Annotated in this window: 20 protein-coding genes; 8 read left to right on the top strand and 12 right to left on the bottom strand. The window is 62.8% G+C overall.

Translation table 11 applies throughout. The features are described from left to right. Position 1: 1 nt before the first annotated feature. Positions 2 to 4,882, bottom strand: a complete 4,881-nt coding sequence (locus QOS90_RS08750) for an NEL-type E3 ubiquitin ligase domain-containing protein (RefSeq protein WP_085273134.1) — start codon at positions 4,880 to 4,882, stop codon at positions 2 to 4. 185 nt (positions 4,883 to 5,067) lie between these two features. Here QOS90_RS08750 and QOS90_RS08745 point away from each other — a divergent pair, with 185 nt between their 5' ends. The 3 genes from QOS90_RS08745 (at position 5,068) to QOS90_RS08735 (ending at position 8,447) form a co-directional block, all read left to right on the top strand. Then, entirely contained in the window at positions 5,068 to 5,994 is a 927-nt protein-coding gene (locus QOS90_RS08745) for an alpha/beta hydrolase (protein WP_085273135.1), read from the top strand. Between the two features lie 68 nt (positions 5,995 to 6,062). Further along, the gene (locus QOS90_RS08740; protein ID WP_085273136.1) at positions 6,063 to 6,506 is read left to right on the top strand and encodes a VOC family protein; all 444 of its coding nucleotides are present in this window, start codon (positions 6,063 to 6,065) and stop codon (positions 6,504 to 6,506) included. Between the two features lie 261 nt (positions 6,507 to 6,767). Beyond that, positions 6,768 to 8,447 carry an MFS transporter gene (locus QOS90_RS08735; protein WP_027596216.1) on the top strand — a complete coding sequence of 560 codons (1,680 nt, stop codon included), beginning with the start codon at positions 6,768 to 6,770 and terminating at the stop codon, positions 8,445 to 8,447. Positions 8,448 to 9,319: 872 nt separating this feature from the next. Here the strand turns inward: QOS90_RS08735 and QOS90_RS08730 are convergent. Next, positions 9,320 to 9,889 (bottom strand): hypothetical protein, encoded by a 570-nt coding sequence (locus QOS90_RS08730; protein WP_027596217.1) that lies wholly within the window; start codon positions 9,887 to 9,889, stop codon positions 9,320 to 9,322. Positions 9,890 to 9,973: 84 nt separating this feature from the next. Beyond that, the gene (locus QOS90_RS08725) at positions 9,974 to 10,360 is read right to left on the bottom strand and encodes a VOC family protein (RefSeq protein ID WP_027596218.1); all 387 of its coding nucleotides are present in this window, start codon (positions 10,358 to 10,360) and stop codon (positions 9,974 to 9,976) included. Positions 10,361 to 10,860: 500 nt separating this feature from the next. Here QOS90_RS08725 and QOS90_RS08720 point away from each other — a divergent pair, with 500 nt between their 5' ends. Next, positions 10,861 to 11,766, top strand: a complete 906-nt coding sequence (locus QOS90_RS08720; protein ID WP_027596219.1) for a LysR family transcriptional regulator — start codon at positions 10,861 to 10,863, stop codon at positions 11,764 to 11,766. Between the two features lie 36 nt (positions 11,767 to 11,802). Here QOS90_RS08720 and QOS90_RS08715 read toward each other — a convergent pair whose 3' ends face one another. After that, positions 11,803 to 12,276 carry a YMGG-like glycine zipper-containing protein gene (locus QOS90_RS08715; RefSeq protein ID WP_085273138.1) on the bottom strand — a complete coding sequence of 158 codons (474 nt, stop codon included), beginning with the start codon at positions 12,274 to 12,276 and terminating at the stop codon, positions 11,803 to 11,805. A gap of 58 nt (positions 12,277 to 12,334) precedes the next feature. Further along, positions 12,335 to 12,922: a TetR/AcrR family transcriptional regulator gene (locus QOS90_RS08710; protein WP_085273139.1), complete on the bottom strand. Its 588-nt coding sequence runs from the start codon at positions 12,920 to 12,922 to the stop codon at positions 12,335 to 12,337. A gap of 103 nt (positions 12,923 to 13,025) precedes the next feature. Here QOS90_RS08710 and QOS90_RS08705 point away from each other — a divergent pair, with 103 nt between their 5' ends. Beyond that, positions 13,026 to 14,234, top strand: a complete 1,209-nt coding sequence (locus tag QOS90_RS08705) for an MFS transporter (RefSeq protein WP_085273140.1) — start codon at positions 13,026 to 13,028, stop codon at positions 14,232 to 14,234. Here the strand turns inward: QOS90_RS08705 and QOS90_RS08700 are convergent. The 4 genes from QOS90_RS08700 to QOS90_RS08685 form a co-directional block, all read right to left on the bottom strand. Then, the gene (locus tag QOS90_RS08700) at positions 14,186 to 15,745 is read right to left on the bottom strand and encodes an MDR family MFS transporter (RefSeq protein ID WP_085273141.1); all 1,560 of its coding nucleotides are present in this window, start codon (positions 15,743 to 15,745) and stop codon (positions 14,186 to 14,188) included. The two genes, QOS90_RS08705 and QOS90_RS08700, sit on opposite strands and share 49 nt — an antisense overlap. Before the next feature lie 53 nt (positions 15,746 to 15,798). After that, entirely contained in the window at positions 15,799 to 16,461 is a 663-nt protein-coding gene (locus QOS90_RS08695; RefSeq protein ID WP_027596223.1) for a TetR/AcrR family transcriptional regulator, read from the bottom strand. A 123-nt stretch (positions 16,462 to 16,584) separates the two neighbouring features. Beyond that, positions 16,585 to 18,339: a phosphoethanolamine transferase CptA gene (locus tag QOS90_RS08690; RefSeq protein ID WP_218190602.1), complete on the bottom strand. Its 1,755-nt coding sequence runs from the start codon at positions 18,337 to 18,339 to the stop codon at positions 16,585 to 16,587. Positions 18,340 to 18,472: 133 nt separating this feature from the next. After that, complete coding sequence (locus QOS90_RS08685) at positions 18,473 to 19,381, bottom strand: DMT family transporter (protein ID WP_027596225.1); 909 nt, start codon at positions 19,379 to 19,381, stop codon at positions 18,473 to 18,475. Between the two features lie 114 nt (positions 19,382 to 19,495). Between QOS90_RS08685 and QOS90_RS08680 the strand changes: the two genes are divergently transcribed. Both QOS90_RS08680 and QOS90_RS08675 read left to right on the top strand, forming a co-directional pair. Continuing rightward, on the top strand, positions 19,496 to 20,311 hold the full coding sequence (locus tag QOS90_RS08680) for a helix-turn-helix transcriptional regulator (RefSeq protein ID WP_256215309.1): 816 nt from the start codon (positions 19,496 to 19,498) through the stop codon (positions 20,309 to 20,311). 61 nt (positions 20,312 to 20,372) lie between these two features. Then, complete coding sequence (locus QOS90_RS08675) at positions 20,373 to 20,531, top strand: DUF2986 domain-containing protein (RefSeq protein WP_081717545.1); 159 nt, start codon at positions 20,373 to 20,375, stop codon at positions 20,529 to 20,531. 155 nt (positions 20,532 to 20,686) lie between these two features. Here the strand turns inward: QOS90_RS08675 and QOS90_RS08670 are convergent, their stop codons facing one another. Further along, on the bottom strand, positions 20,687 to 21,082 hold the full coding sequence (locus QOS90_RS08670; protein ID WP_027596227.1) for a hypothetical protein: 396 nt from the start codon (positions 21,080 to 21,082) through the stop codon (positions 20,687 to 20,689). Positions 21,083 to 21,262: 180 nt separating this feature from the next. Then, on the bottom strand, positions 21,263 to 21,859 hold the full coding sequence (locus QOS90_RS08665) for a biliverdin-producing heme oxygenase (protein ID WP_085273142.1): 597 nt from the start codon (positions 21,857 to 21,859) through the stop codon (positions 21,263 to 21,265). 137 nt (positions 21,860 to 21,996) lie between these two features. On the opposite strand from QOS90_RS08665, the gene QOS90_RS08660 reads away from it, so the two are divergent. Next, the gene (locus QOS90_RS08660) at positions 21,997 to 22,488 is read left to right on the top strand and encodes a GNAT family N-acetyltransferase (protein WP_027596229.1); all 492 of its coding nucleotides are present in this window, start codon (positions 21,997 to 21,999) and stop codon (positions 22,486 to 22,488) included. 3 nt (positions 22,489 to 22,491) lie between these two features. On the opposite strand, the gene QOS90_RS08655 is transcribed toward QOS90_RS08660, so the two are convergent. Next, complete coding sequence (locus QOS90_RS08655; RefSeq protein ID WP_027596230.1) at positions 22,492 to 23,865, bottom strand: APC family permease; 1,374 nt, start codon at positions 23,863 to 23,865, stop codon at positions 22,492 to 22,494. Between the last annotated feature and the right edge of the window lie 187 nt (positions 23,866 to 24,052).

Genomic DNA, 24,052 nt, shown 5'->3' with positions numbered 1-24,052 from the left:
CTTAGCCGCCCAGGGTTTGCGCCTGTCGGGTGAGGCTGGCCAGCAGGCCCGCTTCCACCGCTTGCTGTTCAGCGGTCAATGCCCGCATGGCGCGGTCGAACTGTCCATCGTTGAGTGGCACGCGGTGAAGGTTGCCCAGCTCGTCCACGGGCGACGTTGGCAGGGCGTCGCTCAACGCACCTATCACCGAACTGTCCAAGCGAGTAACGGCTTCCTGGGTCTCATCCAGGCAGTAGAAGAGGTAGTCGTGGCCCTGTCGCCAGAAGTCGGTGAGCAACATGAACTGCGCGGCATACTCGCGCTTCAGGTAGCTTACCCACCCCGGTTGCTCGATAAGCCATTGCAGCCGGGCATCGGTGTCGGCGTCCAGGGCGAGTACGGCGGCCTCGACCCGGTCGATGATGACCTGGTTGACTTGGGCCGTGTCACGGTAGCGCATACCGTGGCTGGGCTCCGGGAAGCCCAGCGGCTCGGCCAGTGACTGGCGCAACGCCAGGCGAAGCTCGATATCGTCCACCAGGCCGTTTTGCAGTTCGCCGTCGGGGAACGCTGCGGGATCATCCAGCACATCATGAGGCGGCAGTGCCTCGTCGAATACATGGTCCTGCAGCGCCTGTTTGCGTAACGACCGGCGGACACTGATGCGGTCAGCCAACTGGTTGACCTGATCGCGCCGGTACAGCTTGCGATACAGCGCCAGCAACTCGCCAGGGCGAGTACCGGCGCCGCCCGCCGCCTCGTAAGCCAGCACTTCGATCTCCAGGGCACTGAAGGCGTCGGCCCCGGCATCCCCGCAGGTGGGCGGGAAGTCTTGGGCCACCGTGTTCAGGCGTTCGCGCAGCGCACTGTCCCCAGCCGCTTTTTCCAGCAAGGCCCAGACACGGTTGCGCAGGCTCTGCGCATCGCGCTGTGCTTCAGCGGATTGGCTCAGGCGTTCCAAGACCCCTTGCAGGTCGTTGTTCTCCCCCTGCTCGAACAGATCGCGCCATAGTTGCTCCTGGGCGTCGCTCGCCGGGTTGCGCCACAGCGCTTGCCACTCGGGCATCGCCCCCGCGTGTTCAAAAACGTTGACGCCGCTGTCACCCAGGCGTGTACGTGTTTCGGCCTCCAGGTTGTTGTAGTTGAACAGCCAGCGGTGTTCAGGCAAACGCGCTGAGACATCACGGGCAAACGGTGTACGTAGAACCCCAGGTAGGTCGGGCACGTTGCGGATGCGATTGTAAGACAGGTCAAGGTAGCGCAGCCGGTACTGTGGCTGGCTCATCAGGGTGGTCAGGCCTTCGGGCCATTGCTGCAAGTCGCAGCGGTGCAGGTTGAGGTGGCTGAGGCGGGCCATGAAGCGCAGGTCGGGGGCCACGTGTAGCGGGTTGAAATCCAGGTGCAAGACCTGTGGATGGACCATGTCCTGGAAGCGTGCGGCAAGCCTTTGATCCAAGGTGATGTGATTGTCCCCAAGGCCCAGTGCGTCCAGGCGCAAGCGGGTCAGAAATTGCAAACTGGCGTCATCCAGTTCCAGAAAATTACTGCGCAAATTGAGTATGCGCAGGCCCGGCATCGCGCCAATGGCTTGCCGAGCCGCAGGCGTGAGGGCCCGTAACGCATTGCCGGTCAGGTTCAGATCGCGCAGCCGGGGGGCGGACCGCAGCGCCTCGAACAAGGCTTCGGCATTCATGTGCGGATTGTTGATCACGTCCAATGCTTGCAGGTGAGGGAAGTTGGCCAGGAAAGCGCCTTCCATGCGCTCCAGGCGCAAGCCGTCGAGCCGCAATTCATGGATATGCGGCATGGCGGCAGTGAGGGTTGGCAACTCGCGCAAGCGAATACGCTCCAGCCATAACAGGTTGCGTTGTTCACCGCCCTCACGGCGGCAGGCGCTCATCAGGCGCTCGGCACATTGCTGGCGGCTTCGGCGGTCTTCCAGGTCTTGCGCGGTCTCGATCCAGCGGCCGAGATCACGGTCCAAGCTGCGTTGCTCAGCTTCCAAGCGGTTGATCGCTGTGCCCAGGTCGCCGGCTTCTGTCAGCTCGGTTTGCAATGCGCTGATTTGTGCGTTGTCGAGCTCTGGGTAGAGCACCCGTAAACGGCGTGCCGCCGCCCCCGTCTCACCACGGCCACTGAGCGGGTAACCGAGCCTGCCATTGGCCAGCCGAAGGGGTGAGCGGAACCCTGGCTTGATCGGCTGTTGGCCCAGCAAGGCAGCACAGTGCTGCCGATCGGCAAGCGCGATCTCGAACAGTTCGACCGCTATGGCCTGGGGGTGTTCGGCCTGCAATGCTTGCAGCAGCAGTTGGCTGTCCGTGTTGGCCAGGCTGTGCCGATACAGCCCGATGAGGGCTCGGTCTATTCTGGTGCGAGCTTGCAGCAAGCGGGCTTCTTCGCCGATGCGCAGGGGTACTCGGCCTGCGCCCAGGCGCTGACGCTCAGTGCTGTTGGCATGGTCGAGGATTTCGTCGAGGGCGCTGTCCGGCAGCCCCGGGAACTGGCGGGCAAGGGCCTGCGCTGCGGGGCTCTGCGGTTCACGATGGCCTTGCTGCAAACTGTTGAATATCGCCTTGCGGCGGTGGGTCAGATGCTCAGCGAGCGTGTCGTTCAGTACCGAGGCACGTTGTGCGTGTGGGGTATCACCTAGCATCGATTGCACCGTGGGCTCATCCATCTGCGCCAACACGGTCTGGCTCAGTGCGCCACTGTCGAGGTCGGCGCGGGTGATCTCGATCTCTGTCTGCCCTGGTACGGCAGGCGGTCCATAGCGCACTGCCTTGCCCCACGGCTCTGGGCCTTCGAAGACTTTGAGTACGTGATCCTGCGGCCACTTCGGCAGGTTGAGCAGTTCGGGCAGGGCATAGTTTTTGTGGGCCGCGAGCGGCAGGCCGTGGCGTACGTGTTCTATGAGGGTGCCCACTTCATTATCCAGCTGCAGGCGCAGCAGCGTGTCGGCCAGCAATGCCGGGGGGCGTAAGCCAGCAGCATGGGCACGGCGCAGGCTGGCCGTGTCGGTGCCGGTGCTGCGCAGGGCAGTGAGTAATTGCGCATCGTCCAGCCCCTGGCTGCGATGGCCGAGACGGCGCAGCAGCTGTATGTCGTCCCACTCGTGAGCATGTTCATGGGCCAGCTGCCAGCGGCCATCGCCAATCGGCCGCACGTGTGGCGCATAAGCCTGAGGGGAGTCGGGGTGACGCACGCGCCAGTGCTGTTCAGGGTCCTGGAACACTTCATACAGGGTGCCTTCCAGCGCCATGTAAGCCTTGCCCTGGTGTTGATGAAGCCCGAGCGCATCGGGCTTTGCACCTTCAGCAAGCATTACATTGCTGGCATACGGCGCCATGTTTGGGTGCCACAGCAGTTCGCGGTCTTCCTGCCACACCGCCTTCAGCGCATCGACGAAACCGGACGCCTGGATAACCTTGGCGCCTGCGGCGAACCCGGCGATCACTGCGGCATTGATGGCCAACGACTGCACCTGCTGCAGCGCTTGCGCGGTGTCGCCTTCCTCCCAGGCTTCGAAACCGGTGAACACCGAACTCATCAGGTCATAGGCAAATACCCCGAGCATAGCGGTGTTCAGGCCCGGCACGAAGAACGCGGCGACATTGAGTACGTTCATGCCCATTTCGAACCAGTGCTGCAGGCGCGCGTTACGCGCCTTGGCATCAACCTCGGTGGTGGGCACAGCGATGGTTTTGGCGTCGGCCTTCATGCGTGCCAGGTGCGCTCTGTACAACGTCGGCCAGGGCGCATTGCCCACAGGCGAAGGGGTAACGTGCAAAAGCGGATTGCTGCGCAGCGTGCGGTTGCCGTTCGCATCCACCTCGAACAGCGCGTGTTCCAGTTTGGCCGACAGTTCCACTTGCCGGTCTTTGTAGGCGAACTGCAGCAAGGCACGGCGGAATTCGCTGCGCTGCAGCCGGTGCCGCAGGTGCTGCCCGACCGCCTGGATCGAGACAAACTCGCGCACTGGGTGCTCGCTGTCGTCTGGGATGTAGAGGATGCAAGGGTTGCTCTGGTGCGGCGCATCAGGCCCGATAAGCAGGATTTCGTGCAGTGGGGTATCGAACAGGCTTAAACGCCAGCACTGCAGATTGTGTTCACCATAGGCCGGGGCGGTCACATTGCTGCACAGTTGCATCAGTGCGGTGCGCCCGCGTTCGCTCAGCAAGCCCTTGAGCCAGGCAACCTGCGCCTGCACCCGCAAGCACTCGCGGCTCGCTTGAATCGACAGGCGCTCGACCTCCAGCCGGTTCGCGCCTTCATGGGTAGCCTGCAGGTGGCCCTGATACTGTTGGCCCAGGTCCAGCGCCCGGCATTGCTGAACGAAACTGGCTAGGTTCAGGCCCTGCAAGGGGGACTCATCGCCTGCGGCGCGGGTCAGCCGGCTATAGGCACCGACTTCCGTGAGGCCCTCGAAGTTGTGCAGGGCCGCTTCCAGCAAGCTGCGCGCTTGCGGCGCGCCGACGGGGCGGGTTGCGAGCACGTCTACCGGCTGCTCCGGCACCAACGGGTATTGTGGGTCGGGCACGCCGACCCACGGGTTGCTGATCGGCTCGAAGGGTTGGAACACGTACTGGGCCTGGTCCACGGCCACGTTCAGGCCTAGGCGCTCGGTCAGCAGCGGTTGGCAGAATTCGATGATGCCTTTGAAGCCGGGCAGTGCCTGACGGAGCTGGGCGAGGCAAGTGTCGCGGGTCTCGACAAGCAGGCGCAGTTGCAGGCGCTGCTCGGGTTCGGCGCTGGCGTACCAGCTGTAAGGCGTGCCATCGGCCGTCAGGTAATCCTTGCGTACCCGCTGCACGACGCGTTCGGCATGGTCGGGGTGCAGGGCTTTGCTCCATAGCGGCAGCGTGCGCGTGATCTGCGCGTGATGTAAGGGTGGGGTGCTTGTCATGGTACCGACCTCTTGAGTAGGGAGGCGGTAGTCGACACTCATCCGGGTGCCGAGTGGCGGTAGATAATTGCCAGCAGCGGTCGGTCTCGCGCATGTACGGGTCGGTGAGGGGCCAACAGTGCAGGTGCATCTGCGAGAGGGTGGGGTAGGCCATGGCGGCCGGTTTGCAGCCAAGGGGAGCTTCTATGCGTTCGCTGTGCGGTCCCAAGGATCATTTGCTTGACCTCGACGGTATTGAAATAGCGGTACGCACCTGGGGGCCGGAAGACGGTATCCCGGTGCTGGCCTTGCATGGGTGGCTGGATAATGCCGCCTCGTTCGATCGCCTCGGGCCATTGCTCGACGGCTGTTTCGTAGTGGCGCCGGACCTGGTCGGCCACGGCCGCTCCAGCCATCGCCGTCACGACAGCGGCTATTACCTCTGGGAGCATGCCGAGGACATGCTGGCGGTGGTCGACAGCCTGGGCCTCGCGCACTTCCATGTGCTGGCCCACGGCATGGGCAGCGGTATCGCCTCGTTGCTCGCCGCCCTGTCCAGCGGCATTTCCAGCATGACCTTCCTCGATGGCATGGGCGCGCCGTTCACGGTCGCGGAGGATGACCGCGTGCAGCATCTGGCGCGCTCCTACCGGCTTAAACGGATGGTCCAGCGCAGCCAGCTACAGGGTTTTGGCGAACCCGACGCGAGCCGCTTCGACACGATTGAAGCGGCCTTGCAGCAGCGCCGCCACCGCCTGGACGGCGAGCTGTCGGAGGACGCTGCGCGGTTGCTGGCCCGCCGTGACCTGCTGCAGGTTGGCGACGGCTATTGCTGGCGCCACGATCCACGCTTGGTGCTGCCCGAACCCATGCCGTTGACCGAGCGCGAAGCCTGTGACCTGCTCAGCCAGATCCAATGCCCGCTGTACCTGATGTTCGGCCGACAAGGGGCCTTTAGCGGCAACGCGTACGCCCAGCGTGAAACGGCCTTGCCTGGCCATGCGCGGGTTTCATGGCACCCAGGTGGGCATCACTTCCACCTTGAGGCACCGGACCGGGCTTTGGTCGATCAGTTGCTGCGGCTGTTGGCACGTCATGAAGGTGGCCAGTTACAGCGCTTGGTCAATGAGTAGCGAGCACGCTGAATAGTGGGCTATGGTGGCGTCTGACCCTCGCGCACACGCCACAAGGAGTCCCCGGCATGCAACCGTTCGCCATCAAGCACATCGACCACCTCGTCCTGCGGGTCAGCGACCTGCCGCGCAGCCTCGCCTTCTATGTGGACGTGCTGGGCTGCACGGTCAGGAAGGTGCGTAAAGACCTGGGCATGGTCCACCTGGCGACGGGCACTGCCATGATCGACCTGGTCACGCTGGACGGTGTGCTGGGGCAGCCGGGTGGCGCCGCGCCGGGCGCAGAGGGGCGTAACCTGCATCATTTGTGCCTGCGTATCGAGCCCTTCGATGAGCCGGCTTTGACCGCTTACCTGCGCGCTGCGGGTGTAACGGTGGAGCCTGCCGAGAAACGCTACGGCGCAGAGGGCGAAGGGCCGTCGTTGTACTGCTTCGACCCCGATGGCAACCAGGTCGAGCTCAAAGGGCCGCTGCGGTTCGGCGCCCCGACAAGCCAGCTCCCACAGGGATAGCGTATGTCTTGAGAATTCACTTCACTTGTGGGGGTAACTGTCTTGTTCGAGTTTCGGGGGCAGTCCACCCTGTGGCCGCTCGCCATCAAGGCGAGTGGATATCCCGGCAAAGCCGATTATGCTTCAGATACCTTGCTGCGATTCGAGGCGGCCTGCCTCGTCGTGCTTCGCGCAACCAATGCAAGCCCTAGGGCCTGGGTGCGACGGTGAAATGGGTGTGAGGTACTCCGGCCTGCGATAACGACAAGACGGAGGCAACCCATGGCGGTTCTCGACAGCGCATCCACGGGCAGTAGCGCGCCCCAACGTGGTATCACCCGGGAGGAGCGCAAGGTCATCTTCGCATCATCCCTGGGCACGGTGTTCGAATGGTACGACTTTTACCTGTACGGCTCACTGGCCGCGATCATCGCCAAGCACTTCTTTGCCGGCGTCAATGAAACCACCTCGTTCATCTTCGCCCTCTTAGCGTTTGCCGCAGGCTTTGCCGTGCGGCCGTTCGGGGCCATTGTGTTCGGCCGCCTCGGCGACTTGATCGGGCGCAAGCACACCTTCCTGATCACCATCGTCATCATGGGCCTGTCCACGGCGCTGGTCGGGTTGTTGCCCAGCTATGCGTCGATTGGCGTGGCGGCGCCGGTCATCCTGATCAGCCTGCGCCTGTTGCAGGGCCTGGCACTGGGCGGTGAATACGGCGGCGCTGCGACCTACGTGGCCGAACATGCACCCAAGGGCCGGCGTGGCTTCTTTACTGCCTGGATCCAGACCACCGCGACGCTGGGGCTGTTCCTGTCGCTGCTGGTGATCATGGCCTGCCGCACGGCCATGGGCACCGAGGCGTTCGAGGCATGGGGCTGGCGCATTCCGTTCTTGCTGTCGATCCTGCTGTTGGCCATTTCGGTGTACATCCGCATGCAGCTCAACGAGTCGCCGGTGTTCTTGAAGATGAAGGCCGAGGGCAAGGCGTCCAAGGCGCCATTGACCGAGTCGTTCGCCCGTTGGGAAAACCTCAAGGTGGTGATCATGTCGCTACTTGGCGGCACCGCCGGCCAGGCGGTGGTGTGGTACACCGGGCAGTTCTATGCGCTGTTCTTCCTGTTGCAGACGCTCAAGATCGACCCGCAGACTGCCAACTTGCTCATCGCAGGTTCGCTGCTGATCGGCACGCCGTTCTTCATCATCTTTGGCAGCCTGTCGGACCGCATCGGCCGCAAGAAGATCATCATGGCCGGTTGCATCATCGCTGCGCTGACCTACTTCCCGATCTTCAAGGCGCTGACCGAGTACGGCAACCCGGACGTGTTCGTCGCCCAGGAGCAGAACCCGGTCGTGGTGGTAGCTGACCCTGGCCAGTGCGCGTTCCAGTTCGACCCGGTGGGCAAGGCCAAATTCACCAGCTCCTGCGACATCGCCAAGAGCCTGCTGGCCAAGCGGGCGATCCCGTATTCGAACGAGAAGGCCGAGCCCGGCAGCGTGGCGCAGATCCGTATTGGCGAGCGGGTGATCCCAAGCTTTGATGGCCGCAGCCTGGCCGCCGCCGACCTCAAGACGCAGAGCGATGCCTTTACCGCCACCCTCGTCGGGGCGCTGAAGGAGGCGGGTTACCCCGAGAAGGCCGACCCGGCGAAGATTCACTACCCGATGGTGCTGTTGCTGCTGACCATCCTGGTGATCTACGTGACCATGGTCTATGGGCCGATTGCGGCCTGGCTGGTCGAGCTGTTCCCGGCGCGCATCCGCTATACCTCGATGTCGCTGCCGTACCACATCGGCAACGGTTGGTTCGGTGGCTTCCTGCCGACCGTGGCGTTTGCCATGGTGGCGGCAACCGGGGATATCTACTACGGCTTGTGGTACCCGATCGTGATTGCGCTGATGACGGCGGTGCTGGGGATCTTCTTCATGCCAGAGACCAAGGACCGCGATATCAGCCACACCTGAGTCAGGCCATGAAACCCGTGTAGGAGCAGCCTTGTGCTGCGAAGAGGCCGGTGACAGCAGCGAAGATCTCCGTTGTTATCCCCGGCCTCTTCGCAGCACAAGGCTGCTCCTACCGAAGCGTGCATGGCCCGCCTGAGTCAAAATACCCTTGCAGAGTAAAGGCGTACCAGGTAACCACCCCGGTGGCTTCCCCGAAGTGCTGGGGATCTTGCCGCGATATTAGCCACACCTGAGTCAGGCTATGGGACCCGTGTAGGAGCAGCCTTGTGCTGCGAAGAGGCCGGTGATCGCAGCGAAAATCTCCGTTGCTGTCCCCGGCCTCTTCGCAGCACAAGACTGCTCCTACCGAAGCGTGCATGGCCCGCCTCAGTCAAAATACCCTCGCAGGGTAAAGGCGTACCCGGTATCCACCCCGGTGGCTTCCCCGCAGTGCTGGGGATCTTCTTCATGCCAGAGACCAAGGACTGGGATATCAGCCACACCTTATTCAAGCCATTGAACCCGTGTAGGAGCAGCCTTGTGCTGCGAAGAGGCCGGTGACAGCAGCGAAGATCTCCGTTGCTATCCCCGGCCTCTTCGCAGCACAAGGCTGCTCCTACCGAAGCGTGCATGGCCCGCCTCAGTCAAAATACCCTCGCAGGGTAAAGGCGTACCCGGTATCCACCCCGGTGGCTTCCCCGCAGTGCTGGGGATCTTCTTCATGCCGGAGACCAAGGACCGGGATATCAGCCACACCTGAGTCAGGCCATTAAACCCGTGTAGGAGCAGCCTTGTGCTGCGAAGAGGCCGGTGACGGCAGCGAAGATCTCCGTTGCTATCCCCGGCCTCTTCGCAGCACAAGGCTGCTCCTACCGAAGCGTGCATGGCCCGCCTCAGTCAAAATACCCTCGCAGGGTAAAGGCGTACCCGGTATCCACCCCGGTGGCTTCCCCGCGGCTCCAGCGCTTCTTCAAAACGAACTCGAACGCCGGCTCGTACAACCCATCCCGCACCACCGCACCGCCGAGCACCTCCACGTCATACCAGCCGTTGTCCAGCTCGATGATCGGCCGCCCAGGCGCCTGGTAGCGTGCCAGCAGATCGCCGAGGGCCTTATTGGTGAAATGCTGCAGGATGCGCCAGGTGTACAGCATCAACGCGCGGTGCTCGACGCGCAGTACATAGCCGGAACGCTGATGCTTCAGTCGGCTACCCGGCTCACGCAGGGCAGGGGTGTGGCCATCGAGGGTGAAGATGATCCGATAGGGCAGGTTATCGATGCCGGCAATGGGCAGCACCACGCCTTCGCGCACCGCCTTGTCACCGCTGTCGTCATGGGTGAACGCGTGGGCCAGGTCGTCCGCTAGGTCGTTGTCTTGCTTGAAACGCTCGAGCAACTGAATGTCGCCGACCAGGAAGTAATCGATCAGGTCGTTGAGGACCTCACTGAATTCGTGGCGCATTTGTTTTCCTTGTTGGCTGCGCAAGTAAGCAAAGGCAACTATAGCGGACGGCGGGCCACGGGTGCCCGCCAGGCGGGGGGACTGTTAGTGTTTCTGAGCGATCTGGATCAGGTTGCCACAGGTGTCGTCGAACACAGCCACGGTGACAGGCCCTGCGGCCGTTGGCGGTTGGGTGAACTGCACGCCGGCCGCGCACAGACGGGTGTATTCAGCCTGGATGTCGCGCACGCCGAACGAGGTTACAGGGATGCCGTCCTGCTTGAGCGCAGCCTTGTACACCTTGGCGGCAGGGTGGGCATCAGGCTCCAGCAGCAGCTCGACGCCGTTTGGCTCGTGGGGTGAGGTCAGGGTAAGCCAGCGGTGCCGGCCCAGGGGGATGTCATGTTTGGGCATGAAGCCGAGCACGTAGTGATAGAAAGCCAAGGCCTTGGCCTGGTCGTCGACAAGAATACTGGTGACAACGATCTTCATAGGCGCACACCCTTTTTGGGGACTTGTCCACTTTCAGTAAAGACCTTTTGGGCCGCGCCGGGGTTCATTTCAGTGTGCAGCGGTTGGGGCATTTCCCGGTGGGTATGGGCGCGAGCAGGTTGTAGCTTGAATGGGCAATTCACATAAACCGGAGAAATGACCATGCAAGATGAACCGAAGAATGAATCGCCATCCCTTGATGGCCTTGAACACGTTGAGGAAGTCGCGATGCAGAAAACCCTGTCATGGCGTACAAGAGGTGTAGCACCTGTCGTCGGAATGCCTTGCGCGCCAGGGTTCAAGAGCGTCGGAGACGAGTGCGTACCTGCGAACATTGACTTTGAGTGATCCGAGCAGGGGGGGGCGCCATGCGCCTCCCACTAAAAAACATGCTCAAGCCATAGGTAAATCCTTCATAGCCCGATCCCCCTGCAGCCAGGCGCCACGTTAAAGTGACAGGCAAAATACCAGCGCGCCCAGGCGGCGCCGGAGAGGTGCCTGTGGCTTCCTATACCTTGCGACAACTCAAGTACTTCGTCACCACCGTGGAGGCCGGCAGCGTCGCCGAGGCCTCGCGCCAGCTGTACATCGCCCAGCCGTCCATCTCCACGGCCATCAAAAGCCTGGAAGAAAGCTTTGGCGTGCAACTGTTCATCCGCCACCACGCCCAAGGTGTGTCGCTGACACCCAGCGGCAAGCGCTTCTACGCCAAGACCAAATCGCTGCTACAGATGGCCCACGAGTTCGAGCAGAACGCCTTGGCCGACAACGACACCGTGGCTGGGCAAATCGATATCGGCTGTTTCGAGACAGTGGCGCCACTGTACCTGCCGCGCCTGATCGCCGGCTTTCGCGAACGCTACCCTGGCGTCGACATTCGCCTGCGCGATGGCGAGCAGCAGGACCTGATTCAGGGCCTGACCGCCGGCACCTTCGACCTGGCGTTTCTCTACGACCACGACCTGGACGGCACCATCGAGGCCGAGCCGCTGATGCCGCCGCAAAAACCCTATGTGCTGTTGCCCGAAAAGCACCGCTTTGCTGGGCAAAGCCAGGTCTCGCTGCGCGATCTCTGCCCCGAGCCGATGATTTTGCTGGACGTGGCACCCAGCCGGACTTACTTCGTCAGCCTGTTCAACGAAATGGGCCTGACCCCGAACATCGTCTTCAGCTCGCCGTCGATCGAGATGGTGCGCGGGATGGTGGGGCAGGGGTTCGGTTTTTCGCTGTTGGTGACCCGCCCACATTCGGAATGCACCTACGATGGGCAGCGTCTGGCCATGGTCGATATCGCCGAACCTGTGGCGCTGTCGGGGCTGGCGGCAGCCCGCTTGAAGCGGGTTCAGTTGACCAAGCCGGCACAACTGTTTGTCGAGTTTTGCCGGGAAGAACTGGCCAAGTTCTAATGCCTGCCGTCGGCCTGACCTTGGTGCATCAAACCTTCAAGGGTTGACCTGGTACCCACGCCCTTGCAGGCAACCGCTGTACGCGCTGGCATGGGCCGAGCTCTGCGCTTCGCCCTGGGTACGCCGGTCCTGGCGGCGATCCTGGCGCTGGCGCATGCCACCCACTGCCGCACCGGCAGCGGCGGTTTCACCGGCGCGGTTTTGCCGGTATTGCTGCTTGGCATCGTCGCTGGCCCGGTCGTATAGCTCTTCATGCTGATTGCCGCGGACCTGCGCGCCGACGGCACCTGCAGCTGCGCCAGCTGCCGCGCCGCGTACCCGGCCACCAACGTGGGCATCGCTGGATGTCGAGGCGCTGTTCGCGGCATTGGTGGCGACGGTATTGCAATCATTGATGTCCAGTTGCATCTGCTGGCTGCTCTGGCCTTTCAGCGGTACCACTGACTGCGCCTGGGCGGCAGGTGCAGTGCACAGCAGCACCAGCAGGTAACTCCATGTGAGCGAACGCATGGCACACCTCCTGTGGGCGTGAACCCCCTCTCACAGGATAGTCCGCCTGCGCGGTTTTTCAGCAGGGGTTGCGCAGCCCCTTGAGCATCAGTTCCATGGCGTCCAGGGCCTGCTCCAGCCTTTGGCCTTGGCCCTCTTCTTCGGCAATCCAGAATGCCGTTTCTGCCAGGCCCCCGCAGATCAGCGACGCCAACGCCTGTGGATTGGCCTGGGCGACCACGCCCTGCGCCATCAACTGCTCCAGCATGCTGCGCAGCGACGCGACGCAGTGCAGCTGCGCTTGCGGGGTAGGGGCACCCAATACGGCACGCCCATCACGCAACACGATGCGCTGAATCTCCGGCTCGCGGGCCATTTCCAGGTAGGCGCGGCAGCGGTTGCGAAAGCCCTCCCAGGGGTCGCTGGCCGTGTCGGAAATCGCGTGCAGCCGCGCGTCCATTTCTGCGTCGATTTGCGCGATAACGGCGGCCAAAAGGCCCTTCTTGTCGCCGAAATGATGATAAAGGGCGCCACGGGTGAGGTTGGCCTGGGCCGTCAGGTCGTCCATCGATGTTTCACCATAACCACGTTGGCTGAAAACCTGGCGAGCGGTCTCCAGCAGAGTGGCGCGGGTCTGTTCCATGTCGGCGCGGGTACGTCTGACCATTGGGGCTCCTGGAAATGCGGCTTTACATTCAGTGCGTATGATAATAGGGTTTTAATCATACGGCTTGTATGTAAGCCGCTTTTTTCGATACGGAGAGTCGATCATGCTCAACCCTTACCGCCAGCTGTTCCAGGCAAAAGGCACGGCCGGCTTCGCCTTGGCAGGCCTGGTGGCACGTTTGCCTTTGCCAATGACGGGCATCGGCATCATCACTCTGCTCTCGCAGCTACGCGGTAGCTATGCCCTGGCGGGGGCCGTGGCGGCGACGTTCGTGTTGACCTATGCGCTGATGTCACCGCAGGTGTCCCGCTTGGTCGACCGGCACGGGCAGCGCCGTGTGCTGCCCGCCGCTGCAGGCTTGTGTGTGGTGGGCCTGTTGGTGCTGCTGGCCTGTACCTGGTGGCAAGCGCCCGATTGGGGGCTGTTCGTCGGGGCCGCGTTGGCGGGCTTCATGCCCAGCATGTCGGCGATGGTGCGTGCGCGCTGGACGGCGCTGTACCGGGGCACGCCGCAGTTGCAGGTGGCGTATTCCCTGGAGACGGTGCTCGACGAGGTCACGTTCATTGCTGGGCCACCGGTGTCGGTGGGGCTCTGCGTGGGTGTGCTGCCCCATGCCGGGCCATTGGCTGCTGCGCTGCTGTTGGCGATCGGGGTGTTCGCCCTGGTCGCCCAAACCGGCAGCGAACCGCCCGTGGATGCAGACGCGGGTGCATCGAAAGGCCAGGGCTCGGTGTTGCAGCACTGGGATGTTCGGCTGCTGGCGTTGCTGATGGTGGCCATGGGCGTGATCGTGGGCAGCGTCGACATCGTCAGCGTGGCCTTTGCCGAACAGGCCGGCATGCCGGCAGCGGCCAGCGTGGTATTGGCGTGCTATGCCGTCGGTTCCTGCGCTGCTGGCCTGGTATTCGGGGCCTTGAAATTGCCAACGCCCTTGCACCGGCTGCTGTTGCTGGGCGGCCTGGCGACAGCAGTGACGACCTTGCCGTTGCTGTTGGCTGACAGCGTCTTTGGGCTAGCTGCTGCCGTTCTGCTGGCGGGCCTGTTCTTTGCGCCGACGCTGATCGTGGCTATGTCGCTGGTGGAGCGCCGTGTGCCCGCACAGCAGCTCACCGAGGGCATGACCTGGCTGCTGGCGGGGTTGAATGTCGGTGTCGCGCTGGGGGCGTTGGCGTCAGGGCAGGTGGTCGACCTGTTGGGCGCCAAGGCGGGTTATCAAGTCGCGGTGGTCGCGGGAGTGGCGGTCGCGTTGGTGGCGCTTTACAGCTATCGACGGCTGGGCACAGCGACGGGGGCAGCCTTGTCAGGCGCTTGAGCCCGGCGCAGTGGCACCTCGCGCAGCAGCCACGATAAGGCGAATGCCACACTGGTAATCAGGCAGGCCATCAGGAACACCTCGTGCATGGCGGCAGAAAACGCTTCCAGGTAAGTCTGTTGCAAGGCGGCCGGCAATGCATGCACCGCGGTGGGTGACAGGCTGGCCGCTGCCCCAGCCTGGCTGGCGAAGTCGCCGCTCAGTTGCCCCAGCAACGCATGGGAAAACAATGCGCCGAACAGTGACACGCCGATTGAGCCGCCAATCGAGCGGAACAGCGTGGCGCCAGACGTCGCCACGCCCATGTGGCGAGGCTCGACACTGTTCTGCACGGCCAGGATCAGCACCTGCATGACCATGCCCAGCCCGGCACCCAGCAGGCCCATGTAGACGTTCATCAACGCCATGGGGGGGTGCAGGTCCAGCCGGCTGAGCAGGCCCAGGGCAATCACCTGCAGCAGGGTGCCGACGATTGGGAAGATCCGGTAGCGGCCCCAGCGACTGATCAGCCGCCCGGTAATCGCCGACACCACCAGCAGGCCGCCCATCAACGGCAGCATCTGCAAGCCGGCACTGGTCGGCGTGGCGTTTTTCACCACCTGCATGTACAGCGGCAGGAAGGTCACCGCACCGAACAGCGACACCCCGACAATAAAGCCAATCAGGCCGGCGAGCACGAAGGTGCGATGGCGAAACAGGTGCAGCGGCATGATCGGTTCGGCGGCGCGGCGTTGTTCGAAAACGAAGCCGACCAGGCCGATCAGGGCGAACATCGCCAGGCACAGCACATCCAGCGAGGCCCACGGCAGCAGGCTGCCGCCCAGGCTGGTGATGAGCACCACGGCCGCCAGGGCCACGGTCAGAAAGAACGCACCGATGTAGTCGACCACGTGTTTGACCCGAGCCACGTGTGGGCGGAACACGCCGCCGATCACCAGCAGCGCGAGCAGGCCCAGCGGCAGGTTGATATAGAAGATCCAGTGCCAGGACAGGTGCTCCACCAGAAAACCGCCGATCAGCGGGCCCACCACCGTCGCCAGGCCGAACACGCCGCCGAACAAGCCTTGGTAACGGCCGCGTTCGGCCGGCGCGATGACATCGCCGATCGCGGCCATCGCCACCACCATCAGGCCGCCGCCGCCCAAGCCTTGCAGGGCCCGGAAGGCGATCAGCTGGGCCATGTCTTGCGCCGCGCCGCACAGCGCCGAACCGAGCAGGAACAGCACGATGGCAATCTGCAATACCCGCTTGCGGCCATACAGGTCACCGAACTTGCCGTACAACGGCACCACCACCGTAGACGCCAGCAGGTAGGCGGTGACGACCCAGGACAGCCAGCGCAGCCCGCCAAGGTCGCTGACGATGGTCGGCAGCGCGGTCGAGACGATGGTCTGGTCGAGGGCCGCGAGGAACATCACCAGCATCAGTGCGGCCAGCAGCAGCGGGATAGACGTGTGCGTATCCGCTGCGGCTTGCGCGGTGGGGGAGGTGTTATCGGCTGTCGAGTGCATGGGGCTGACCTGAACTGAGTGAGGCGTTCGTGGGAGCCGCGATCCGTGCGTGATCAGTTGACGCCCGCCTGGGCATACTGGCGGCCAACTTCCTGCAGGCCTGCCAGGGCGAAGCTGTACAGCTGGGCAGCCACTGCATCGCCGGGCATTTGAAGAATCTCGTGCAGCGCCCCCGACCCGCCGCGCGGGCCGATCAGCAGCATGGCCCAGGGCGCGGTGACGCAGAGGATGCAGCGGGTGAGGGCAGGGGCGTCCACGGGGATGGCGGTGATTTCGCTGAACAGCCCTTTCAGCAGCGCCAGCTTCAGCGGCGCTGCGGCCTGCAGGTGGGCCTGGCCGTGGGGGCTGGGGGCGAGGATTTCGGCGGCCAGCACACGCAGGTGCCAATTGTCCTGGGCCTGGGAGGCCTTGCGAACCACCAGCTCTACCAATACCCGCAGTTTTTCTGCCGCCGGCTGTGTGCCCTGGGTGATCCGCTGCAAGTCGCTGATATCCAGAAAGCGCTGGCGCGCCTCGTCGAGCACGGCCAGATACAGGCCGTTGCGGCTGCCAAAGTGGTAATTGATCGACGCCAGGTCGACCTCGGCCTTGGCGGCCACGGCCTTGTTGCTGGTTTCGGCATAACCGAGCGCGGCGAACAGTTCACCGGCGGATTCCAGGATCCGGGTACGGGTGACGGCACCGTCCTTGCGGGGTTCTCGGGGGGCTGCGGGCATGGTGGGCTCTGCGCTGTAGGGAGTAGGCAGAGCTTGTAACAGGCTTAGTCTAAAATCAATTTAAATTTAATTTAAGCGCCGACCGGGCGCGGCTCAAGGCCGCTCCCGGTGGTTGTGAGGGGGTTATTTCACGTTGCTGGCCGTCTCCTGCACAGGCTCGGCCTTGTCCTGTGGCAGGTGGTCGAACTCGCGCAGGCCGTTGTTGCGGTAGGGGTCACCGATCCAGCGCGGCACAACCTCGAACTGCGGGTTGACGATGCTTTTGGCAGGGTCGTACAGGTCATAGCTGAGCCCGGCCAGATCGGACAGCGTGTGAATCAGGTGCGAACTGCTGTAGGCACGGTTGGCCGTGGCCTGCAGGTCGCGCGGGTGGGCCGCTTGCCAGCTGGGTGAGGTCCACAGCAGGAACGGGATGGTGTACATCGGCCGGGTCGGGGCGCCTTCGTTGCGCCCCAGGCGGTCGTGATCGCCCGAGCTGTAAACATCCTCACCGTGGTCGGAGAGGTACAGCAAGAAGCCGTTGGGGGTGGTGGCCGAGTAGCGCTTGATCAGGCTCGACACCACGTGGTCGTTGTAGCGCACTGCGTTGTCATAGAAGTTGTAGGTTTCCACCTCGCTGGGCGAAAGCTTGGCCGGCACGCCCTGGCGATCGCTGAAATGCTGGAAGGCATTCGGGTAGCGGTAGCGGTAATCCATGTGCGTACCCAGCAGATGGATGATGATGAACTTGTTCGGTGCAGGGTCTTGTAAGGCTTTCTCGAACGGGTCCAGCACCACTTCGTCGTACTGGCTGGCGTTTTGGTTGCGCTGGTTGTTCAGGTAGACCGGCACGTCCGTTTGCTGGGAGAAGGTGGTCAGCATGGTGTTGCGCTTGGTCATGGTCTGCTGGTTGGTGATCCAGAAGGTCTTGTAGCCTGCCTGTTTCATCAAGTTGATCAGCGACGGGTCGGTGAGGAAGCGGTCCGGGTGCTGTTCGTCACCAAAGGTCAGGATCTGCTGCATCACTTCGATGGTGTAGGGGCGTGGCGACACCACGTTGCTGAACACCGTCAGGCCCTTGTCGCTGGCGGCCAGCGCATCAAGGTTGGGCGTGGTATCGCGCGGGTAGCCGTACAGGTGCATGTGCTCGCGGGTGGTCGATTCGCCCAGCACCAGGACCAACGTGCGCGGCGCGTCACCGCTGCTGTTGCGCAGGTTCTGCAAGGGTGGCAGCGCAGCGTTCTGCGCCAGCAGTTCCTGCATGTTGTTCAACTGTTGGCGGTATTGCTTGTAGCCGACCAGCAACTGCCACGGCACGGCAGGTTCCATGCGTTGCTGAACCTTTTCGGCAGCGTCGGCAAAGTTGCGTTCCTGGGTGACCATCTGTTTGTAGAAGGGGTACACCAGGTTGGCCACCAGCAGCAGGACAACCACCGGAATGCGGCTGCGCAAGGTCAGCGTGACCGGGCGCACGCGCTTGTACAGCAGCACGGCCACCACGGTATACAGCAGCAGCGCCAGGCCCAGCCAGAGGCTGAAGTACTGGCTGAAATACTCGCCAGCCTCGGCGGTATTGGACTCGAACATCACGAAGATGACGCTTTGCGAGAACTCCTGGCGATAGATGCCGAAGTAGCTCAGGCCGACCAGCGAGGCGGCCCACAGCACCAGGCCGATGACTGCCGCTGTGGCGCGGGTAAAGCGCGGCAGCAGCAGTACAGGGGCCAGCCACAGGCTGCTGAGAAACAGCGCATCGCGAAAGCCGGCAAAGCCGGTGGTGCCACTGAACAGCAGCAGCGCCTGGGTAACGCCGGAGAAATACCAGAAGAACAGCAGGAGCCAGCCCAGGCCGGCCCAGTCCACGCCTTTGCGCGTGGGGATTTTTTTAATAGCTGACACGTATGCCTCGTAGAACCTTGGCAGCCACCCAATGCGCGCGTGGCCGGAAAGGGCGTGACGCTAATCTGAAGGTTGTGAAAATAACGTCAAGGCGCAGCGCAATGAGACGGGATGCATGCCCGGCCGGGGCGTTTCAGGTGGCGTCGGGCAGGGCTGCGTCGGCTTTTTTCGGGGGGCGTATCGAGCCGATGTAAACCGCCAGAATGGTCAGTAACGCGCCGCACACTTGGAGCGTCGAGTTGGCCTTGCCAAGGAAGGCGATGTCGATGAAGTAGGTGATCACCGGCTCCAGCAGCAGGATCAAGCCCGCCAGGCCCAGGCTGATCGCGCCAATCGAACGGTTGACCAACAGCCAGCCGACGAACTGCACCAGCACGCCATAGATCACCAACATCAGCCAGGTCTGCCCATCGTTGATCGCCAGGCTCTCACCGTTGGCCAGGGCGTAGCCAAGCAAGACCAGCGCAGCCCACAGGCTCAGGTTGAGCATCTGCGCGATCTTGTCGCCACCGCCGTCGGGCAACTGGGTGTTGACCTTGAGGAAGTACACACAGACGGCATAGGCCAGCCCCGACAGTACCCCATAGATGACGCCCTTCATGCCCAGCGCACTGCTCATTTCTGGCATCAGCAACAGGTACAGCCCGATAAAGGCCAGGGTGATCGAGACGAGGAAGTTGGCCGAGGGCCGTTCCTTGAGCAGGTAAAAACCCAGGAAGGTCATGAAAAACACCTGGCAATTGGTCAGGATCGAACCGATGCCAGGGCCGACGATGTAGATGCTCTGGTGCCAGAGTGCCAGGTCGATGGCCAGAAACACGCCCGCAAGCCCGGTGTACAGCTGCGCCTTGAAGCCCTTGAGCATGACCGGCGTACGCCGCGCCTTGAGCAGCAGGAAGAACAGGATGGAGGCAAACAGCATCCGGTAGAAGCCCGCGCCGCCGGCGCCTATCTGGGCGAATGCGACAGTCAAGGCGGAAAGGCTGAGCATCAACCCGCCGAACGTCAGTTCGAGGATTGCGCGGTTGTTGTTGGTCGACATGAGGGTTCCCGTTGATCAGTGCCTGTTTAAGGCGTGATAACGTAGCCAGCTACCGTCGGAACGTATTGTAAAAAACTGCACACGCGGTGGTTGAGCTTGGGAGAGGGGGACAAGGTGAACAAGGATTTCGCTGCGTTCAGGCGCATACCTGAAGGGGGGTGTGAACTGCTGACCGCGCGATACAGCCACCAGGCGTTCGGCCGCCACTCGCATGATCGCTATGCCGTGGGCGTTATCAGCGCCGGCATGGAGCGCATGTACTACCGCGGTCGCCATGACCTGGGCGGGCCGGGGAGTATGGTTACCATCAGCCCCGGGGAGATCCACGATGGCGTGCCCGCCCATGAGCAGGGCTGGATGTACCGCATGCTGTATGTGGACCCACACTGGCTCAATGGCACCTTGATGCCGAAGCAGGCCAGCGACTTCATCCACCTGTTCCGGGCTGCGTTCGCCGAGCGCCCGGCACTGGCCCGCACGTTTTTGCATCACCATCAAGCGCTCGAGGCGTCGCACTGTAGTCTGGAGCGAGAAAGCCTGTTGCTGGAGTTGCTGCCCTTGTTGTTCGCGCCCAGCAGCCTGTGCGATGCAGCCACCGAGGCCATCGAAAAGCAGGCCGTGCAGCAGGTGCGGCATAAGCTCGAAGACGAATACGACCAGCACGTCTCGCTGGAGCACCTGGCCAGCCTGGTAGGCCTTGAGCCGTTGTACTTAATCCGGGTATTCAAGAAGAGCGTGGGCATCTCGCCCCACAGCTACCAGATCCAGGTGCGGGTCGCCCACGCCCAGCGCCTGTTGCGTGCAGGCCTGAGTATCGCCGATGCCGCCATCGCGTGCGGGTTCTTCGACCAGAGCCATTTGAACCGGGCATTCAAAAAGGTGGTGGGGCTGACGCCGGGCAGTTTTCGTAGCGGATATTCGCGGGTTTGATTTCTCAGGCGTACAGGTATGATGCCTACAGCGTAACCAGACCTACAGGCCCAGTGGAACCATGAACCGTCGTAAGAAGATCAAACAGTTGATGCAGGCGCATGCCAAGAAAGCCAGTGCCAAGCTGGCGCCGAAAAGCAAGCCCAAGTACATCAGCAAAGCTGACCGGTTGAAGCTGGCAGAGGCTGCCGAAACCACAGTTGTCGAATCGCCGAGCTGATAAAACAGAATGGGACCCGGCCAGACCATCGGCCGTTAAGCATTTCCCTGTAGGAGCAGCCTTGCGCTGCGAAGAGGCCGGTAGCCACCCAGTAAATCGTCGTTGCTGTCACTGGCCTCTTCGCAGCACAAGGCTGCTCCTACCGGGGCCGCGCATCAACGGCGATAGTAGCGGTGATCGTCCTGATAGCGGTGATGCATCGCCCGTTCATGGCGGCGCTCCCAATCACGACGGCGTTCCCAATCGCGTCGGCGCTCGGCTTCGCGGCGGGCTTGCTCGCGGCGCCATTGTTCGCGGCGCCATTCGCCTCTGCGATCGTGCCAACGATCATCGTGCCAGTCGCGGTCATCATGGGCGAGCAACGGCGCCGTGTGTTCACCCGCCAGGCTGGCCACGGTCGGCCACGGGTTTTCTGCCGGATGCTGCGGTGCCTGAACGGTTGCCGCCGGGGAGACCGCGTTCGAGGTCTTCATCTGTGATGCTGATGCCGAGCCCACCGCCGCGAACGTGAACAGGCTGAGAAGCATCAACCGTGCGACATGCATTTTCATGAGCGAAGCCAACCTCTGGTTCTATTTACCTGTGCAGATAGACCTTTAAATAGGGAAAAGTTCTAGAGGTGATAGGGGTGATTGATTTGGCGCCTATGAGATCGAGCGCCGCGCGGGCGGCGCTCGATCTCAAACGCGCCAAAAATCCCCAGCCAACCACCTGTCAGCCCCAACGCACTATCAACCCCCACCCGCCACAAACACAGCCCGCACATGCCCCCGATAACTGTCAAACGCGGCAATCACCCCGGCAACCACCTCCGCTTCCTCATCAGCCTCCAGTGCCAACCCATCAAGCTTGGCGACAAACTCACGCCAGTGCAGGCCGCGGCCATCGGGGTGGGGCGCCAGGTGCCGAGCGCCCAGGTTGCCATCCAGGCCCAGGCGCTGGGTCTGTTTGAACAGGAACGCCGCCCCCAGGTTCGACCCTTCGCTGCAATACAGCCAACCCAGCGCCTCGGCAGGGCTGGCAATAACCCGTTGCGGCGCAGAAGGCAGCGGCAACCCCAGGGCTTGCAGATCTGCCTCCACCGCTTCGAACCGCGATAAATGCACCAACCCCGGCAGCCGTCGATTCAGCTGCTCGTCGCGGTACAACGCCGTCAGGCTGCCATGGAAACGGTGTTGCACCTGCAGGAAGCGGGCATAGCGCTCACGGTCCTCGAAGGGGCGTGCGGCCATGACCAGTGCATCGACACTGTCGTGGTCGCGGCTGCTGGACGCTTTCAGGCGTGCACAGCGGCCGGGTTCGGTGAGGCACGTGGCGGTAGCAGTCATTGGGCGTTTCCGTGTCGAGGTGGCGAGGGTGGCATGGTAATCAGATCGCTCAGCCCAGGAAACGATCCTGTCATGCTGAAAATAATCGGCAGTGATTTATCATGCAGCCTGTCGTCATTACCCCAAGGAGTCAGCGCATGAGCGCCCCTCAGTTCCGCAACCCCGTGCCCGCCGACGCCGAACGCTGCTACGCGATCGAAATCGGCGCCTATGAAGGGGATGAAGCGGCAACCCTGGAAAAAATCCGCACCCGCATTGCCCAGTACCCGGAAGGTTTTCTGCTGCTCGAAGCCGAGGGCGAAACCGTCGGCTTCATCAACAGTGGCTGTGCGCATGACGTGGTCATGTCTGACGAGGCCTTCAAGGAGCTGGTCGGCCATGACCCAGCGGCACCGAACGTGGTGATCATGTCGGTGGTGGTCGACACCGCACACCAGGGCAAAGGCTATGCAAAACGGCTGATGAGCGAGTTCATCCAGCGCATGAAGGCCCAGGGCAAGCAGACCATCCACCTGATGTGCAAAGAGCAGCATGTCGCGCTGTACCAAAAGCTGGGCTACACCTACGTGCAGCCATCGCCCTCGGAGCACGGTGGCATGGCCTGGCACGAAATGCTCATGACGCTCTGAGCCTTATTCGGCCATCTGCAGCTCGGGCAGTTTCACCCGAAACGCCCGGGTCAGCCCAAGCAGGCAGGCGAACCCCACGCCCATCCAGCACAGCCCGATGGTGAACGACAGGCTCGACAAGCTGCTCCACAGCCACAGCGTACTGAGAAACCCCAGCCCAGGAACCACGCCGTACAGCAGGCAGTTGCGCGTGCCACGCAGCTTCTGGTCGACCAGGTAGTGCTTGACCACGGCCAGGTTCACGGCGGAAAACGCGAACAACGCGCCGAAGCTGATCATGTTGGCGACGGTGTCGAGGGTGATGAACAGGGCGATCAGCGACAGCAGGCTGACCAGCATGATCGCCGCCGCCGGTACGCGCTTTTTCGTCACCAGTTGACCAAACACCGCCGGCAACGCCCCATCGCGCCCCATGGCGAACAGCACCCGCGACACGCTTGCCTGGGAGACCATGGCCGAAGCGAAGCAGCCGGCGACATAGGTGGCGGTAAACGCCGTCACCAACAGTTCACCGCCCACCCGGCGCATCACGTCCACCGAGGCCGAGTCGGGGTCGGCGAAGCTGCCCCACTCCGGGAAGACCATCTGCGCGCAATACGACACCACCAGAAACAGCAGCCCGCCGATCAGTGACACGGCCATGATCGCCAGTGGGATGCGAAACGTCGGGTTGCTGGTTTCCTCGGCCATGGTCGAGACCGCATCGAAACCAAGAAACGACAGGCACAGCACCGCGGCGCCGGTCATGATTAGTGGCACACTGAAGCCCTCATGGTGGAAGGGCGCAAGCAATGACACAGGTGCCGACTGGCCGGCCAGGTTGCTGATCGACAAGCCGACGAAGACGATGATGAACACCAGCTGGACGACCACCAGAATCCAGTTCACCCGGGTAATCGATTCGATACCGATCAGGTTGAGGAAGGTCACCAGGGCGATGGAGCCTGCGACCCACACCCAGGCGTGGATGGCCGGGAAGTACTCCGACATGTAGATGCCGATCAGCAGGTAGCTGAGCAACGGCAAGAAGATGTAGTCGAGCAGCAGCGTCCAGCCGGTCATGAAGCCGATGTGGGTGCCGAAGGCTTTGCGGGTGTAGGTGTACACGGAGCCGGAATAGGGGTGCGCTTGCACCATGCGGCCATAGCTGTAGGCAGTCAGCAGCATGGCGGCGAGGGTCAGCAGGTAGGCGGTGGGCAGGTGCCCCTTGGTCATCTGGGTAACCAGGCCATAGGTGGTGAATACCGCCAGTGGCACCATGTAGGCAAGGCCGAACAGCACCAGGGCGCTCAGCCCCATGGATTTTCTGAAGCGGCCCGAAGGGCTGGAGGACGACGCAGCATGGGCGGGTTGGGCTGTAGTTGTTGTTGTATGCATTGCTAACTCCTGAAATCGGATGCAGGACGCCGCGGTAGGCGAGTGGGCTCGATACCGTGTGGTGTCATGAAAGGAGGCTGGGCCAGCGTGCGGTGCGCGGCCCTCAGGGGTGGGGCCGGACGATGCTCCCACACCCCGGGCACACTCGAAATCACCCTTTGGGGTGAGCCGGTCGTCGCCTGAAAAC

It is taken from the genome of Pseudomonas sp. LAIL14HWK12:I10, from assembly GCF_900184205.1.
GTDB lineage: Bacteria > Pseudomonadota > Gammaproteobacteria > Pseudomonadales > Pseudomonadaceae > Aquipseudomonas > Aquipseudomonas kermanshahensis.
The sequence above is the reverse complement of the archived record's forward strand: the minus strand, read 5'-3'. Positions and strand labels throughout refer to the sequence as shown.

Coding starts and splice junctions, on each gene's coding strand:
- QOS90_RS08750 (WP_085273134.1), bottom strand. CDS start 4,882: ATGACAAGCACCCCACCCTTACATCACGCGCAGATCACGCGCACGCTG.
- QOS90_RS08745 (WP_085273135.1), top strand. CDS start 5,068: ATGCGTTCGCTGTGCGGTCCCAAGGATCATTTGCTTGACCTCGACGGT.
- QOS90_RS08740 (WP_085273136.1), top strand. CDS start 6,063: ATGCAACCGTTCGCCATCAAGCACATCGACCACCTCGTCCTGCGGGTC.
- QOS90_RS08735 (WP_027596216.1), top strand. CDS start 6,768: ATGGCGGTTCTCGACAGCGCATCCACGGGCAGTAGCGCGCCCCAACGT.
- QOS90_RS08730 (WP_027596217.1), bottom strand. CDS start 9,889: ATGCGCCACGAATTCAGTGAGGTCCTCAACGACCTGATCGATTACTTC.
- QOS90_RS08725 (WP_027596218.1), bottom strand. CDS start 10,360: ATGAAGATCGTTGTCACCAGTATTCTTGTCGACGACCAGGCCAAGGCC.
- QOS90_RS08715 (WP_085273138.1), bottom strand. CDS start 12,276: ATGCGTTCGCTCACATGGAGTTACCTGCTGGTGCTGCTGTGCACTGCA.
- QOS90_RS08710 (WP_085273139.1), bottom strand. CDS start 12,922: ATGGTCAGACGTACCCGCGCCGACATGGAACAGACCCGCGCCACTCTG.
- QOS90_RS08705 (WP_085273140.1), top strand. CDS start 13,026: ATGCTCAACCCTTACCGCCAGCTGTTCCAGGCAAAAGGCACGGCCGGC.
- QOS90_RS08700 (WP_085273141.1), bottom strand. CDS start 15,745: ATGCACTCGACAGCCGATAACACCTCCCCCACCGCGCAAGCCGCAGCG.
- QOS90_RS08695 (WP_027596223.1), bottom strand. CDS start 16,461: ATGCCCGCAGCCCCCCGAGAACCCCGCAAGGACGGTGCCGTCACCCGT.
- QOS90_RS08685 (WP_027596225.1), bottom strand. CDS start 19,381: ATGTCGACCAACAACAACCGCGCAATCCTCGAACTGACGTTCGGCGGG.
- QOS90_RS08675 (WP_081717545.1), top strand. CDS start 20,373: ATGAACCGTCGTAAGAAGATCAAACAGTTGATGCAGGCGCATGCCAAG.
- QOS90_RS08670 (WP_027596227.1), bottom strand. CDS start 21,082: ATGAAAATGCATGTCGCACGGTTGATGCTTCTCAGCCTGTTCACGTTC.
- QOS90_RS08665 (WP_085273142.1), bottom strand. CDS start 21,859: ATGACTGCTACCGCCACGTGCCTCACCGAACCCGGCCGCTGTGCACGC.
- QOS90_RS08660 (WP_027596229.1), top strand. CDS start 21,997: ATGAGCGCCCCTCAGTTCCGCAACCCCGTGCCCGCCGACGCCGAACGC.
- QOS90_RS08655 (WP_027596230.1), bottom strand. CDS start 23,865: ATGCATACAACAACAACTACAGCCCAACCCGCCCATGCTGCGTCGTCC.